Origin of the sequence: Streptomyces sp. SPB162 (genome assembly GCF_029504575.1) — a bacterium.
In the GTDB taxonomy this organism is placed as follows: domain Bacteria; phylum Actinomycetota; class Actinomycetes; order Streptomycetales; family Streptomycetaceae; genus Actinacidiphila.
This window is the reverse complement of record NZ_JAQFII010000001.1, coordinates 1-14467: the sequence shown is the minus strand read 5'-3', so window position 1 is coordinate 14467 and position 14467 is coordinate 1. Positions and strand designations below refer to the sequence as shown.

Sequence of the window (14467 nt, the reverse complement as noted above, 5' to 3'; positions counted from 1 at the left end):
GGTGATGACACGACTTACGGATGTTTTCCCGGCCCCATGTGTCGCGGGGTGAGCGGGGTGGGGGACAGGTCGGTGTCCTCCTCGCCCGGTTCCAGCAGCGTGTTGGCCGCGCCGATGATGTGCGGATCCGGCACGCCGACCGCCTCCACGTCCTTGCCGTCGTAGTCGAACCGGGCCAGGAAGCTGCGCATCGCCTCCAGGCGGCCGCGGAGTTTGTCGTTGTTCTTGACCACCGTCCAGGGGGCCTGCTCCGTGTCGGTCTGCCGGAACATCGCCACCTTGGCCGCCGTATAGCTGTCCCACTGGTCGAGCGAGGCGAGGTCGGTCGGCGAGAGTTTCCACTGCCGTACCGGGTCGACCCGGCGTATCGCGAAGCGGGTGCGCTGTTCGCCGCGGGAGACGGAGAACCAGAACTTCACCATGACGATGCCGTCGTCGATCAGCATCCGTTCGAACGCGGGCGTCTGCCGCAGGAAACGCTCGTACTCCTCGTCCGTGCAGTAGCCCATGACACGCTCGACTCCGGCGCGGTTGTACCAGGAGCGGTCGAACATGACGATCTCGCCGGCCGCGGGCAGGTGCGCGACATACCGCTGGAAGTACCACTGCGACTGCTCGCGCCCGCTCGGCTTGTCCAGCGCGACCACCCGTGCTCCGCGCGGGTTGAGGTACTCCGTGAACCGTTTGATGGTTCCGCCCTTGCCCGCGGCGTCCCGGCCCTCGAACACGACGACGACGCGGCTTCCCGTCTCCTTCACCCAGCGCTGGAACTTCAGCAGCTCGATCTGCAGGACGCGCTTGTTCCGCTCGTACTCCTTGCGATGGAGTCTGTTCCGGTACGGGAAGTTCTCGCGCCACGTCTCGATCTCCGAGCCGTCACCGCTGAGCAGCACCGGCGCCTCGGCGCGGGAACGGTCCACCCGCAGCCCGGCCAGCAGATCCGGCGCGCCCTTCCCGGCGTCGCCGACCGTCACCCTTCCTCACCCGACCGCATGCCTCTTCTTCCGCGAACGCCTGATGCCCACATGGTCGGCGCCTGCCCCGGCCGTCCGCGACGACACCCGCGCGCCGCTCCGGGGCGGGCGCGTGAGGACACGGTCAGGCGGGCTGCCACAGCTCGACGCGATTGCCCTCGGGATCGGTGACCCAGCCGAAGCGCCCCACGCCCGCCATGTCCTGCGTCTCGTCGGCCACGTCCGCTCCCTTGGCGCGCAGCTGCGCGAGCATCGCGTCCAGGTCGCGGACCCGGAAGTTGAGCATGGCCTGCTGGGTGCGGGACCCGAAGTAGTCGGTCTCGGAGTCGAACGCGGCGAACACCGTCGGTCCGGCTTCCTGACGCCACAGGCCGTTCTCGTCGGCTGCCATCCCCAGGCACTCGCGATACCAGGCGCCCAGGGCCGCCGGGTCCGCTGCCCGCATGAAGTGTCCACCGATTCCCAGCACACGTTCCATGCCGCCATCCTGCCAGGACGACGATCGGCTCCGGTAGCACCACACGGGTCGGCCGGTGCTCGCGGGCCGGTGCTCGCGGGCCGGTCGGTTCCGGGGCTCGTGGGCCGGGGTGGCTGATCGCCCGCTGCCGGGGTAGGCGAAGCGCAACCCCGGCATTAAGGAGTAATACGATGGGCGACATGTCCTTGCGGGCCGTCGGATGGGCGCAGTCCTTCCCGGTGTCCGGCGGTGTACGACAGGGGCGCGTCTGGGCGCGGGAACATCTCGACGCCCTGGGGTGGACCCACCAGGCGCCCGATACGGTGGACGCGGTCCTCCTCACCGTCTCCGAACTGATCACCAACGCGCATGTGCACGCGCACAGCACCGCCCAGCTCGTCCTGGCGTGGGACAGCCAGTGCCTGCACGTGAGCGTCCATGACTCCAGTACCGAGCTGCCCGCGCCGCGCGAAGCCGGCGATGCCGCGACGTCCGGGCGGGGGATGGCTCTCATCGATCACTTCGCCGACAGCTGGGAGACCCACCACCAGCGGTCGGGGAAGACCGTGACCGCCTGTTTCACCCCGCCCGACCAGCCCGGCCAGCCCGATCCGCACGCTTCCGACCCGCGTGACGAGAACGTCGTGGAGCGCTGAACCGCGCTCCGCCGGCGCGTACTTCCGCGGTGCTCCCTTGGCCTGCGACGATATTTATAACGTTGCATCCACGGGCGCATGAATGCGCATCAGATGCTGTCGCGCATCTGGACAGGCTTCCTCCGGCATGCTGTCATTTCGCTGAACACCTTCTTTGCAACGATGGAGAAGATGGCGTCCCACCCTCTCCACCCCTGGTGCCGGGCGGTGTTCACACCTGTGCCCAGCGCGCGCCATCCGCCCCTCGCAACGGAGACGGGTTCCGCGCCTGACGAGGAGCCGTCACCATGTCCGTGAACCGCCGGCAGTTCATCAGCAGCGCCATGGCCACCGGGTTGACCGTCGCGATGTCCGCTCGCTGGGCAGGATCCGTCACCGCCCGCCACGGCCCGCGTCGCCCCCGCGCGTGGCGGCCTGTACTTCCCCAACGCAGCCCCCCTCCAGCCGACGGCCTTCCTCAGGCTGCCGCCGGGCAGTGTCACCGCCAGAGGCTGGCTGGCCGGACAACTACAGCTCCAGCTCGACGGCCTGTGCGGCCGCTACGAGCAGGCCTCGCACTTTCTGGACATCACCACCTCCGGGTGGACGCACCCGGAACGTGCCGGCTGGGAGGAGGTGCCGTACTGGCTGCGCGGCTACGTCGACCTGGCGGCCGTCACCGGCGACGCCGCCGCGCGCGCCGGCAGCCGGCGGTGGATCGACGGCATCCTCGCGACCCAGCAGTCCGACGGGTTCTTCGGCCCGACCGCGCTGCGGACGTCCCTCAACAACGGGCCGGACTTCTGGCCCTTCCTCCCGCTGCTCCAGGCGCTGCGCTCCTGGCAGGAGTACACGGGTGACACCAGGATCGTGCCCTTCCTCACCCGGTTCTTCCGCTACATGAACGCGCAGGGGCCCGGCGCCTTCAACTCCAGCTGGGTCTCGGTGCGCTGGGGCGACGGCCTGGACAGCGTCCTCTGGCTGTTCAACCGGACGCAGGACGCCTTCCTGCTGACCCTCGCCGACAAGATCCACACCAATGGAGCCAGCTGGGTGAACAACCTCCCCAGCCTGCACAACGTCAACATCGCGCAGGGGTTCCGCGAACCCGCCCAGTACGCGCTGCGCAACGGATCCGCCGCGCTGACCCGGGCGACCTACGACACGTACGGCGCGGTCATGAACTCCTACGGGCAGTTCCCCGGCGGCGGGTTCGCCGGGGACGAGAACGCCCGGCCCGGATTCGGCGACCCGCGCCAGGGGTTCGAGACCTGCGGCATCGTCGAGTTCATGGCCAGCCACCAGCTGCTGACCCGGATCACCGGCGATCCGCTGTGGGCCGACCGCTGCGAGGACCTGGCCTTCAACTCCCTTCCCGCCTCGCTCGATCCGGCAGGGCGCGCCATCCACTACATCACCAGCGCCAACAGCGTCGATCTGGACAACGCGCCCAAGTCGCAGGGGCAGTTCCAGAACGGCTTCGCGATGCAGGCGTATCTGCCGGGAGTCGACCAGTACCGCTGCTGCCCCCACAACTACGGCATGGGCTGGCCGTACTTCACCGAGGAGCTGTGGCTCGCCACCCCGGATCTCGGCCTCGCGGCCGCCCTGTACGCCCCCAGCGTCGTCACGGCCAAGGTCGGCAACGGAACGACGGTCACCGTCACCGAGGACACCGACTACCCCTTCGCCGACACCCTGACCCTGACGCTCACCACCCCGGCCGCCGTCGCGTTCCCCCTCTACCTGCGCATCCCGGCCTGGTGCACCGCCCCGGTCATCGCCGTCAACGGCCGGCCGCAGGCGGCGCCGGCCGGACCGGCGTTCACCAAGATCAACCGGACGTGGTCCAGCGGCGACAAGGTCACCGTGCGCTTCCCGCAGACCACGGCCGTCCGCACCTGGGGCGCCAACCACCACTCCGTCTCAGTCGATCACGGCCCCCTCACCTACTCCCTGAAGGTCGGCGAACAGTACGAGCGCTTCGCCGGCAGCGACCAGTTCCCCGAATACGCGGTGCACGCGACCTCGCCATGGAACTACGGTCTGGCCATCGACCCGGCCGCCCCGGCCGGGCTGACCTTCACCGGACCCACCGGCCGCCTGACGGCCAATCCCTTCACCCAGGCCGGCACCCCGGTGCGGATCACGGCCCCCGGCCGTCGGATCGCCGAGTGGACGGCCGACAGCCAGCATGTGGTCACACCGCTGCAGGAGAGCCCGGCGCGCAGTACCGCCCCCGTCGAGACCCTCACCCTCATACCGATGGGCGCGGCCCGGCTCCGCATCACCGCGTTCCCCACCGCCGCTCCCGACGGCCACCCCTGGATCCCGGCCGCCACCGAATACCGGATCTGGAACCGCAATTCCGGCAAGGTCCTGGGGGTGGATCTGATGTCGACGGCGAACAGCGCGCATGTGGTGCAGTACGACGACAACGGCACCGCCGACCACTTGTGGTCGCTGGTCGACAACGGTGACGGCTGGTACCGCATCCGCAACCGCAACTCCGGCAAGGTCCTGGGGGTGGATCTGATGTCGACGGCGAACAGCGCGCATGTGGTGCAGTACGACGACAACGGCACCGCCGACCACTTGTGGTCGCTGGTCGACAACGGTGACGGCTGGTACCGCATCCGCAACCGCAACTCCGGCAAGGTCCTGGGCGTGGATCTGATGTCGACCGCGAACAGCGCCCACGTGGTGCAGTACGACGACAACGGCACCGCCGACCACCTGTGGCAGTTGCGCTGACGACCGGGCGGCCCCGAGCGTGTGTCGACGCGCTCCGGGCCGCCCGGCCCCGCCGCGTTCACCCACGGGGCGACGTCGGGAAGGCCGGCACCCATGCGCAACGGGACGGGTGGGGGTGCCCGGAGTAGCGGTTCTCCTTGACGTCGTAGACGTGGTCGGTCTCGGCGTCGGGGTTCGACGTGATCGCCGGGACCCCGGGACCGGTGTAGGCGCCGGCCGTGGAGCCGTGGAGCCGTGGAGCCGTGGAGCCGTGGACCCGTCGACGCGTTGGGCACAGGCGGCGGGCAGCGGAGTCGGCGTGGCCGGGGTGACCCGGCGTCGGAGAGGGGCAGTTGGCCGGGCCCCTGCTTCCGTGACGGCGTGCGGACGTGCGGATCGGCAGCGCCTCAGTCCGCGGAGGAACCGTCGAGCATCCAGCGGCGGACCGCCAGGACGCGCGGTAGGGCGATGACGCGTTGCGACGAACCGTCCTCCCGTTCGATGACGAACACACCGTCGGCTATCAGCTTGTCGAGCATGTAGGTCGAGATCCCCAGCAGTGACGCGGCGACCCGCAGCGGCACCGTCAGGCCGGCGAAAGCACCCGCCTCGCTGCCGTGCTCCAGCGCCCCCAACGGCCGATTCCGTGGCCCCATGTCCGTAACCCCCTCTGACCAGCCCTGCTTGTTCCCCCTTCCTACCGCACAGCACCGACACAGCGGCAGTACCCCCCCGGGGGCAACCCGGCGCCTGTACGCCGGTATCAGGTCCGCGGGGTGACGAACACGCGTCTGTGGGGCGCGAGGCGTCAACCGCGGCGCTCGACACGCCCGCCCCGGGGAGCGCGCCCCGGACCGCGACCGTGCCCCGCTGGTGGCACAGTGATCACTCACCCTTTGGGCAGAAAGGAGCCGGTATGCCGGCTGCTGTGGATGTAGTGCAGGGCGCGCCGTGCTGGGTGAGCCTGGCGGCCCCTGACTTCTCGATGGTCAAGGATTTCTACGCCGCGACGCTGGGCTGGTCCTACCGGCGCGGGTTCGGTCTCGACGAGTACGCGATCGCTTGGAGCGACGAGGCCCCCGCTCGCCGGGGTGGGGGCCGCCGGGCGCGCACCTGGTGTACCGAGGGAGTGGTCGGTGCACTTCGTGGTGAGCAGCGTGGACCAGGCGGCCGGCCGGGTACGTGAACGGGGCGGTACCGTCGCGGTCGGTCCGCTGTCCTTCGGCCCGGGGCGGATGGCATGGGCCACCGACCCCGACGGCGCGCCGTTCGTGTTGTGGGAGGGCCCCGTCACGCCCCGCTGGGGCGCCGGGGGCCCGGGGGGCGCGGACGACCGGCTGGTGTGGATGGAACTGCACACCCGCGACACCTTCGCCGCGGCGATCTTCTACAGCCAGGCTCTGGGCTGGGACACCGAACCCCCCGAGCGGTGCGCGCTGCGCTACGAGGACGACCGGGAGGTCCTCGTGATCCACGGACACGCCGTGGCGAGCCTGCACGGAGGCGCGGTGGACCAGGCACCGGATCCGAAGGTCCGGCCCCGCTGGCAGGTGACGTTCCGCACCCCGAACGCGGAGGCGGCGGCTGCTCGCGCCGTCGCGGCGGGCGGAGCCGTCGTGCGCCCCGCGTCCGCGTCGCCCGGGCCGGGCACGCAACTTTCCGACGTGGCAGGCACCTTGTTCGCCGTCGCCGACAAGTGACCCGTCAGCGTGGTCGGGCGCGGCTCGCGCCGAGCGGGGAGGGGCAGGTGCTTCGCGAGAGGTCCGCGGCTCAGGACGCGCGCAGGGCGTCCTCGACGGTGTCGGTGAGCAGGAAGACCTCGATCGCGCCGGTGAGGTCCAGGACGGCCCGCAGGGACGCGCTGATCCCTGTCAGGATCAGGTCGATGCCGCGACTCTCCAGGTCCAGCCGCAACTGCAGGAAGCGGTTCAGGCCCTGGGAGTCGCAAAACGTCACGCCCGCGCACTCCAGGACCAGGCGCCGGCAGTGGTCGCCCATGGCGCGTGCCACCGCGTCACCGAGAGCCTGCTCCGTGGCGTAGTCGAGCTCACCGGATACCGCCAGCACCACCACGTCATCACGGTCCGGCCCGATTGGGCGTACCTGCAACGACTCCATAAGGTCCACCCCTGATCCATGTCTGCCTCCACGGACTGCGGAGTGCTTCGCCAGCGTCGGTCGCCGGTCTGGACAGTAACTGCCCAGCTCCCGGTGGGGCGACGCACCCCCAATATACGTACACGTGATCCATTGCCAGGGCCGCTCACGGCAGTGCGCCGTGCCCGGCGCGGGAGTGCCCCCTCCCGGGCGCGGGGGGATCAAGTGGCCGTTGCCCCGATCAGCGTTAATTCGCCCCCCGCGTCGGCGAGGAAATGCCGGTCGAGCTCGGCCAGGCGCAGCAGACGGACGACGCAGGGCGAAGGGTCGGTGATCATGAGGCGCTCCGCGCCCAGGAAGCTCCGGGCGCGCAGCAGGGCGTTTATCAGGGAAGTGCCCGCGAAGCCCACCCCGGACAGGTCCAGAACGACGGTGCGATCCTCGTCGGGGCCCGTGCGCGCGCTGCTCAGGGCGTACTGCAGCGGACCGACGGTGCCGGGGTCGATGTCGCCGCTGACGGTGATGACCAGAGTGCGGTCGGTGCGGCGGCTGGTGAGCCCCATGCCGTGCTCAGCGGTGCCGGGGGAGTGCACGCGTCGGCCTCTCATGGCGGTAGCGCCGGCGGAGGCCTGGTGGCCGAGCCGGCTGCGGGTCCCGTGGTGCCGGCGAGTTTGCTCGGGTCGCCGGCGGGCAGGTGCCGACCGTGGATGCGGCCAGGACCGCCACGCTAGCCATTTAGTTTCCGTATGGCAACATTTCCTGGTGAGGGCACCCGATGAGCAGTGGTGGGCCGGGTTCGCGGTGCCCGACATCGGGTCTCCGGCGACACCCGGCGGCCTCGAGCGGGGTCAGGAAGGGGGAGCGGGAGTGGGACAGACGCTAAGCGGTGTCCGCTTCGCCGCGCCCGATCGTCGCAGACGGCTGTTCCAGGCCGACGCGGGAACGCGCGGCGTCCTGGAACGCCTCCAGCCCCTCGGCGAGAGCGGCGAGCTGAGCCGCGGACATCGTCTGCAGCACCTCGGTGACCTCGTGCCGGCGCAGGGCCCTTATGTCGTGCAGAGCGGTTCGGCCACGGCTGGTCAGACGCAGCTCCACTTCGCGCCCGCTGGTGGCACTGGGGGTACGTTCGAGAAGGCCGCCCGCTTCCAGGCGGTCGCACAGCCGGCTCACCGAGGGGGGACGCGAACCGAGAGCGTCGCTCAAGGTCCGCAGGTTGGCTCCCGCGCGCTCCTCGACCACGGTCAGCGCTCGCAGCTGCGAAGGCGGGAGCGAGCCGAGCGTGGTGCCGTCCTGACCACGACCCCAGAGCACTTCGAGCCACTCCGCCACTGTCCCGGCAGCGTGAGCCGCACGCGCGGCATCGAACGACGGGGGAGTGGGGGGCATCACCCCACTGTGTCATCCGTCGCGGCTTCTTTCCACCCCGTCATCTGCCCCTGGCCCGCCGTGATCACCGGCGATCATGTTTTCCACATCGTCTCCGTCGAGAAAGTCTGAACCACCCCATGAAGAATTTCCTGTCCGTGGAGCGTGCGCTGCGCACAGCCGCTCCGCACGCCCTGCTGGACGCGGTGCGTTCGGCACTCGCCGCCCACTACGGTGCGCACGCGGTGGATCTGCTGATGGCCGATTACAGCCAGAGCGCTCTGCAGCAGGTCACGGCGCTGCCGCACACTGCCGCCGCGGTTTCGGTGCACTCCAGCGCGCAGGGCCGTGCCTTCGGCAGCCAGGAACCGACCGAGGAACGGTCGACGGACGACGACATGATCGACCTGCACCTGCCGGTGACCGTGCGGGGCGACCGGCTGGGCGTCCTCACCGTCCGCCTGCCTCCCGCGGACTGCACCCCGGTGGCCGTCCGCGACCTCGCCGACATCGCCGGGCTCCTGGGCCACGAGATCCTGGTCGCCGAGCGCGACACCGACGTCTATCTGCAGGCCCGTCGGATCAACCGGCTCACGCTCGCCGCCGAGATGCAGTGGCAGCTGCTGCCGGCCCGCTCCTGCGCCCGCACCGAGTACTCCATCGGTGCCCAGCTGGAGCCCGCCTATGCGATCCACGGCGATAATTTCGACTGGGCCGGCACCGCGCAGACCCTCACCCTGACCATCACCAACGGCATGGGCGAGGGCATCGACGCCTCCCTCCTGACCAACCTCGCGGTCAACGCCCTGCGCAACGCGCGGCGTGCCGGCATCGGCATCGCCGACCAGGCGGCGCTCGCCGACCAGGCCCTGTACACCGAACACGGCGGCGACGCGCACGTGTCCACGTTGCTGCTCTGCTTCGACCTGGCCACCGGCCAGGTGCAGGTGGTGGACGCGGGCTCGCCCCAGTTGTGGCGCCAGCGGGACAAGGCCGTGGAACGTATCCCGTTCGAGGCCCAGCTGCCCCTGGGGATGTTCGACCAGACGGACTACGTCGTCCAGGAGTTCCGGGTCCTGCCCGGCGACCGGCTGGTCTTCGTCAGCGACGGGGTCTACGCCGCCTCGTCACCGGCCGGCGTGGCGTATGAGGAGCAGGCACTGGCGCGTGCGATCGGCGCGGCCACCATGCTGCCCGCGGCCGACGTGCCCGGCGCCGTGCTGCGGGAACTCGCCGACTACCGCGACGCGGACGCCGACGATGATGCCCTGGTGGTCTGCCTCGACTGGCACGGCCGCAGCAACCCCGTCTGACGCCATCGCCGGTTGCCACCGCCTGCCGGGTGGGCTACGCCTCCCGCCCGGCATCCTGATGCGGTGTCACGACCGTGGCGAGCCCGGCCCCCGGCCGTAGTGCGGCAGCTGTTCCTGCAGTACTTCCACCCGCAAGAGCGCGCCCCCACGTGCCCGCCTCCGCACACCGGAGGCGGCCTTGTCGCCCTGGACGATCGACACGGTCCTGCCGGCGGAGCCCCCGCCGTATCGGGTTCCGGCTAGGCGTATTGATCACGAGCGTTGTTGACAGTCGTGGGTCTTGAACATGGCGAAGACCTCCGGTGTGGTGGAGCTGTCCAAGGGCTGTCCCGTCATCCCTGGTGGATCAGCGCGCGGCGTCAGATGCGGTGCATCGCACGGCGGAGGGGCGCCCGCATACTGGATGTATTCGGGCGTTCCGACAACGCAGCGAGGTGCCGTAGTTGTCGTCGGGCGCCCGCCAGGGATTACGGGACAGCCCTGAGGAACACACCCACCGGAAGCCTTCGTGTCCCACCGTAATGCCCGACTGACGGTCTTTGGCAGGCGTCTGTTGGTCGAACGCGTCGTTTCGGGCCGTCCCGTCGCGCATGTCGCGGCCGAGATGGGCATCTCGCGGGCCACGGCCCACAAGTGGGTGCGCCGGTGGCGCACGGAAGGCGATCAGGGGCTGTTCGACCGCTCGAGCCGACCGCACACCACCCCGCACCGCACGATCCCCGAGAGGGAAGCCGCCGTCTGTGATCTGCGGCAGACCCGCAAGGCCGGCCCGGCCCGCATCGGCCCCATCCTCGGACTTCCCGCCTCGACCGTGCACCGGATCTTGACCCGTCACGGGATGAACCGGCTCGCCTGGCTGGACCGCCCGACCGGCGAGCCGATCCGCCGCTACGGGCGGACCGGCCCGGCGAGCTGGTGCACGTCGACATCAAGAAACTCGGCAACATCCCCGATGGCGGCGGGTGGCGCACGGTCGACAGAACCACCGGCAACCACCATCGCCATCCTCATGACCCGCAGACTCACCGCCGAATCCACCCCGACATGGTGTGAAGCATGAATCAGCCGAACCCGGCAATCCGGGACTAAACAACAGGATGAAACGCCCTGTCAGACACGCTCTGAGACAGGTAAAGCATGATCTCGAGCATCCATGTCCGTGACTATTACGAACACGCTCCCTGGCCCCCGGCCTCAGGACGCCCCGACGACAGAACATAACGGCGACCGCCTCGACCTCGGTATCATAATATGTCGAGTTCAATCAACCTTTGTCTGAGACTGTTGGTGTTTGTGAACTCTATCCCGCGCATGTCTACTTGTTCAGCGCCGGCGACGTTAGCTGGTCGGTCATCAACGAAAACACACTCCGTCGGCTCGGTGCCGAGTAGCCGTGTCACCGTCAGGTAGATCTCGGCATTCGGCTTAACCATCGCCAGGCGACTGCTGTAGAACTTTCGAGAGAGATGGCCGAGCCAGGAAACCTTGTCCAGCGTTGCGGCGAGTTCCCTTGGACAGTTGGAGAGCAGGGCCATGTTGGTTCCACGCAAGGCTAGAGCATCGAGTAGCGCGATGGTTTCTCGGTTCGGGTGAATCCAACTGGCGACATCGAGCGCGATGAGCCGATCGAGCGCATGCGGGGTCAAGGTCTTGCCACAGTCGGCCAGCACTGCTGACCAGTAGTCCTGGGCCTCGAAACTGCCCGCGTCGTAGCCCTCGCGATGATCCCAGTAGGCCTGCCAGAAAGCGGCACCCGCCGGACCTCCTGCCGCGGATAGCAGCGCACTTTGATCTTCCTGTGGTTGATGTTGTCCGATGACGCCTGCGAAATCAAAGATCAACCAGGTCATAAGTTGACTATCTCATCTTGGGAGGCAGGGCGGAGCCCTCGCGGTAAACCTGTCCCCGTAGATGACCAACGTTGGGCGCCCTGCAGTTTCAGTCAAAGTCACCAATGTCATGAATCCTAACTGGTCGCCGCGTAGTCTGGTGGTACGGCATACGGGTGAGGGGAACGTGTATGGCTCGTCTGATCAGACCCAGTGGCGAAGCCGTGGCACCAGGGCGGCGCGGTTTCATCGACGCGCTCTGGGAGTTGTACGTAGAGGCGGGGCAGCCGTCCCTGCGGAGGATTGCTGATCGGTCGATGAGCCCACCAGGCCCCGTGCTCAGCACCTGGACTGCGGGAGCCATCCTTCGCGGCGTCTCGCTGTCGGATCGACCGCGGATCAGCGCCCTCACAAGGATCTTGCTTGCCTACTCCGAGGGTTCTGATCGGGACCCCCTTGCTCTGGCCCAATGCACCATGGATGCCTGGCGGGCAGCCGTCTCTGCCGAAACCGAAGGGCTTGCGGAGCCCGCACCATCGCCAGGACGCAGCGCGCCTGCTAGGACTGAGGTTCGGTACCCACATACTGGAGCCCAAATGCGAACCGGCACAGGCGTCGAGGAATTCGTGAGAATCCGCAAGTTTATCAGTGATCGCGCCCCAGAGCTCATCCAGAGATCAATTGAGGAACAGGCCGTGCATCGGGCAGACGCCGGAGTTCCGTTACTCACTAAGGAAGGTTGGATTCCACCTGGGCCGCTTCCGCTCAGCGATGTCCGGCTCCGCTTCCAAGCCTCGGTGCAAGACGACCATGCCCAGGCCAGAACTCAGTGTGCTCGTTATTGGCCCGAGGTTGCAGGCAAAGCGCTTCCCACGTACTCGGATGCGGTAAGTCATTACCAGGCACCTGGGCATTTCTTCAATGGAAAGTCTTTCCGATTACTTGAGGTTGACCCGTCACCTCTACTTACCTTCACTGAGGGCTCCTATTTCGATGCCTTTGACACGTGCGAGCCGTTGGGGTTCGAAGCGGCCAAGCGGTTCGAGGAAAGTGAAGGTCGCTCGGTGCTGGGTCTGTACCGCAGATGGCTCGCCGACCCATTCGATCTGTCAAAGCGATGCTGCGTACCCGGCGTGAACACGCTTACGATTCGACGGGCTAAACGTGACATCAGCTTCTACCTGCATCGGCGCACAGGAGTTGCGACGGCTGGGGGGACAGTGCACGTGGTGCCGGCTGGAGAATTCCAGCCTTCGACGGATAAGGCGTCGATGATCTCGGACGAGTTCGACCTGAGGTCGACGATAATTCGCGAATACGCGGAGGAATTTCTCGGTGAAGCCGATGTTCAAGACCCGGCCGAGCATGACCCGCGGCTGCACCCTGATGAGTATCATTATCTGAAGGAGGTTGTGCTCGGCGGCGGCGCCCGGCTGCACTATCTCGGTATCGGGCTATACCCACTCACTTGGAAGCCGGAGATTCTGGTCGTGAGCGTCTTCGACGATAAAGTCTTCGATAAAGTCTTCGCGGGCATGGTGGAAAGTATGTTCGAGGGCGAGCTGTTGGTAACTGAGCGACTCAGAAAATCGCTCTACGCGCTGCGGGGTAAAAAGGGCCCATACCAAGGGCTGTCATTTACTGAGGACGTCGTCTGTCAGTATCGGGATAGCTCGGCAACCCTGCCGGCAGCGCGAGCCTGCCTGGCATTGGCCTGGCGGCACCGCGAAGCGCTGGGAATCGACCCCGGCCGAAGGACTGCACGCTAAGCACAGGTGAGCCGCGAGTTCGCGGGCAGGGTGCAAGCAGGTGCTATTTCCAAAAGCCTCCGGCAGGGCGTCCGTCGGCGCAGGCTAATCAACTGGCTCCGGGCGGGTGCGGCGGGGACGCGACTCGCAGTCAGCCACATGGGCCAGTACGTCTGGGTCCCGGGCGAACAATACAGGAAGGATAGTGGTGCCCCGCAGATCCGCCTTTAGTAGCTGATCCTTGCGTAGTAGGTTGCAATTACTCAGGTCGGTTCTGCCGAACGATGTCTTGGTCAAAAATGCACAGTTGAAGCTCGTCTGATAAACCTGTGCCTCGTCCAGCCAGGCCTCGGTCAGGTCCGCCTTGTTGAGGTGCGCCATGTTCAGGTCGGCGCCATCGAGTTGCGCCACTTGGAATTGGGCGCCCTCCAGCTTGGCCTCGGTTAATTTTGCTCCTGCCATCCGAGCTCTCTTGAATATGGCGGAAGTCGCTATGATGCCGGATAGATTTGCTTCCTCTAGGATGGCATTGGATAGGTCAGCTGATTTCCCCAAATTGGCTTTTCGTAGGTCGGAGTTTGTCAGCTCGACCCCACGCAGTCTGGCCGGGCCGGGCAGGCCTCGGTTGCGTAAATCCAACCCGCACAGCACGACTCCAGATAGGTCAATCCGAAATTCTTCGCGGCCTTCAGGCCGGCGCGCAAGAGCGATCATTGCGGCGATTGCGTCTTCTTCCGGCACTGGTGGCGGAGTGACGGTTTTAGTAGTTACCCGGAGAAATGTGGCTAGGGTCGACACAATGGCCCAGTGATACGAAGGGGCCTCCCTGAGTATGCTTTCCAAAGAGTTGATTGCGCCAATTCGAGCCATCAGGCGGTCCGATGACAATTGCTCGACAGCCTTCGTGTACCGGTCTGCCACTTGGCCTCGACGGCTGAGAAAGTAACCCTGCCGATTTAAGAGGTACGTGAAGCTGCCGGTGAGAGCAACGAAGGCTGCGACGAGCGTCGCGCGCACTGCGTTCAACGCTGCCGCTTGCTTTTCCCCTGACATCTGTCGCACTGTGGCGCCAGCGATCAGCCAGGCCCCCGGAACCATTAGCAGCCAGGCTGTCGTTCCAGCAAGCGTTATGATCCCAAGTGTGAGAGCCGCTGCCCGTCCCATGTGCAAGTAGAGCCATTTTCTGCGCACTTCACCATCAAAGCGTGAAGTATGGAACTTCTACAAGGGTCGCGCACGCAGATTTACTTGCTGAAATCGTGATCTTTCATCTCGATGCTGGGGAGGTTGTGCACTTCGACCGCACGTACTGAGAG

The 14467-nt window shown here is 67.2% G+C and carries 13 protein-coding genes and 2 pseudogenes; 7 read left to right on the top strand and 8 right to left on the bottom strand.

What is annotated here, in order from left to right; all coding sequences use genetic code 11:
* Positions 1–14: 14 nt before the first annotated feature.
* Together ppk2 and M2266_RS00070 are read right to left on the bottom strand one after the other, a co-directional pair.
* Complete coding sequence (gene ppk2 / locus M2266_RS00075) at positions 15–974, bottom strand: polyphosphate kinase 2 (protein WP_277436183.1); 960 nt, start codon at positions 972–974, stop codon at positions 15–17.
* 124 nt (positions 975–1098) lie between these two features.
* On the bottom strand, positions 1099–1452 hold the full coding sequence (locus M2266_RS00070; protein WP_277436182.1) for a VOC family protein: 354 nt from the start codon (positions 1450–1452) through the stop codon (positions 1099–1101).
* A gap of 170 nt (positions 1453–1622) precedes the next feature.
* On the opposite strand from M2266_RS00070, the gene M2266_RS00065 reads away from it, so the two are divergent.
* Positions 1623–2087 (top strand): ATP-binding protein, encoded by a 465-nt coding sequence (locus tag M2266_RS00065; protein WP_277436181.1) that lies wholly within the window; start codon positions 1623–1625, stop codon positions 2085–2087.
* A gap of 287 nt (positions 2088–2374) precedes the next feature.
* Positions 2375–4820, top strand: a pseudogene (locus M2266_RS00060) (RICIN domain-containing protein).
* 386 nt (positions 4821–5206) lie between these two features.
* Here M2266_RS00060 and M2266_RS00055 read toward each other — a convergent pair.
* On the bottom strand, positions 5207–5455 hold the full coding sequence (locus tag M2266_RS00055) for a hypothetical protein (protein WP_277436180.1): 249 nt from the start codon (positions 5453–5455) through the stop codon (positions 5207–5209).
* 260 nt (positions 5456–5715) lie between these two features.
* Here M2266_RS00055 and M2266_RS00050 point away from each other — a divergent pair, with 260 nt between their 5' ends.
* Together M2266_RS00050 and M2266_RS00045 are read left to right on the top strand one after the other, a co-directional pair.
* Complete coding sequence (locus tag M2266_RS00050) at positions 5716–5985, top strand: hypothetical protein (RefSeq protein WP_277436179.1); 270 nt, start codon at positions 5716–5718, stop codon at positions 5983–5985.
* The gene (locus M2266_RS00045; protein WP_277436178.1) at positions 5936–6499 is read left to right on the top strand and encodes a VOC family protein; all 564 of its coding nucleotides are present in this window, start codon (positions 5936–5938) and stop codon (positions 6497–6499) included. Before M2266_RS00050 ends, M2266_RS00045 begins: the two co-directional genes overlap by 50 nt.
* 70 nt (positions 6500–6569) lie before the next feature.
* Here the strand turns inward: M2266_RS00045 and M2266_RS00040 are convergent, their stop codons facing one another.
* From M2266_RS00040 to M2266_RS00030, 3 genes are all read right to left on the bottom strand, one after another.
* Positions 6570–6917 carry an STAS domain-containing protein gene (locus M2266_RS00040; RefSeq protein ID WP_277436177.1) on the bottom strand — a complete coding sequence of 116 codons (348 nt, stop codon included), beginning with the start codon at positions 6915–6917 and terminating at the stop codon, positions 6570–6572.
* Between the two features lie 200 nt (positions 6918–7117).
* Positions 7118–7504 carry an STAS domain-containing protein gene (locus M2266_RS00035; protein ID WP_277436176.1) on the bottom strand — a complete coding sequence of 129 codons (387 nt, stop codon included), beginning with the start codon at positions 7502–7504 and terminating at the stop codon, positions 7118–7120.
* Between the two features lie 271 nt (positions 7505–7775).
* The gene (locus M2266_RS00030) at positions 7776–8282 is read right to left on the bottom strand and encodes a MarR family transcriptional regulator (RefSeq protein WP_277436175.1); all 507 of its coding nucleotides are present in this window, start codon (positions 8280–8282) and stop codon (positions 7776–7778) included.
* A gap of 119 nt (positions 8283–8401) precedes the next feature.
* Here M2266_RS00030 and M2266_RS00025 point away from each other — a divergent pair, with 119 nt between their 5' ends.
* Positions 8402–9574, top strand: a complete 1173-nt coding sequence (locus M2266_RS00025) for a PP2C family protein-serine/threonine phosphatase (protein ID WP_277436174.1) — start codon at positions 8402–8404, stop codon at positions 9572–9574.
* A 508-nt stretch (positions 9575–10082) separates the two neighbouring features.
* Positions 10083–10555 (top strand): annotated as a pseudogene (locus tag M2266_RS00020) (leucine zipper domain-containing protein); the annotation flags it as partial.
* A 263-nt stretch (positions 10556–10818) separates the two neighbouring features.
* Here M2266_RS00020 and M2266_RS00015 read toward each other — a convergent pair.
* Entirely contained in the window at positions 10819–11424 is a 606-nt protein-coding gene (locus M2266_RS00015) for an HAD-IA family hydrolase (RefSeq protein WP_277436173.1), read from the bottom strand.
* A 575-nt stretch (positions 11425–11999) separates the two neighbouring features.
* On the opposite strand from M2266_RS00015, the gene M2266_RS00010 reads away from it, so the two are divergent.
* Entirely contained in the window at positions 12000–13172 is a 1173-nt protein-coding gene (locus M2266_RS00010; RefSeq protein WP_277436172.1) for a hypothetical protein, read from the top strand.
* Positions 13173–13256: 84 nt separating this feature from the next.
* Here the strand turns inward: M2266_RS00010 and M2266_RS00005 are convergent, their stop codons facing one another.
* Entirely contained in the window at positions 13257–14204 is a 948-nt protein-coding gene (locus M2266_RS00005) for a pentapeptide repeat-containing protein (RefSeq protein WP_277436171.1), read from the bottom strand.
* Between the last annotated feature and the right edge of the window lie 263 nt (positions 14205–14467).

Bases quoted from the DNA above. Each gene is read 5' to 3' on its own strand.
- M2266_RS00070 (WP_277436182.1), bottom strand. From the start codon at position 1,452: ATGGAACGTGTGCTGGGAATCGGTGGACACTTCATGCGGGCAGCGGAC.
- M2266_RS00065 (WP_277436181.1), top strand. From the start codon at position 1,623: ATGGGCGACATGTCCTTGCGGGCCGTCGGATGGGCGCAGTCCTTCCCG.
- M2266_RS00055 (WP_277436180.1), bottom strand. From the start codon at position 5,455: ATGGGGCCACGGAATCGGCCGTTGGGGGCGCTGGAGCACGGCAGCGAG.
- M2266_RS00050 (WP_277436179.1), top strand. From the start codon at position 5,716: ATGCCGGCTGCTGTGGATGTAGTGCAGGGCGCGCCGTGCTGGGTGAGC.
- M2266_RS00040 (WP_277436177.1), bottom strand. From the start codon at position 6,917: ATGGAGTCGTTGCAGGTACGCCCAATCGGGCCGGACCGTGATGACGTG.
- M2266_RS00035 (WP_277436176.1), bottom strand. From the start codon at position 7,504: ATGAGAGGCCGACGCGTGCACTCCCCCGGCACCGCTGAGCACGGCATG.
- M2266_RS00030 (WP_277436175.1), bottom strand. From the start codon at position 8,282: ATGCCCCCCACTCCCCCGTCGTTCGATGCCGCGCGTGCGGCTCACGCT.
- M2266_RS00025 (WP_277436174.1), top strand. From the start codon at position 8,402: ATGAAGAATTTCCTGTCCGTGGAGCGTGCGCTGCGCACAGCCGCTCCG.
- M2266_RS00015 (WP_277436173.1), bottom strand. From the start codon at position 11,424: ATGACCTGGTTGATCTTTGATTTCGCAGGCGTCATCGGACAACATCAA.
- M2266_RS00010 (WP_277436172.1), top strand. From the start codon at position 12,000: ATGCGAACCGGCACAGGCGTCGAGGAATTCGTGAGAATCCGCAAGTTT.
- M2266_RS00005 (WP_277436171.1), bottom strand. From the start codon at position 14,204: ATGTCAGGGGAAAAGCAAGCGGCAGCGTTGAACGCAGTGCGCGCGACG.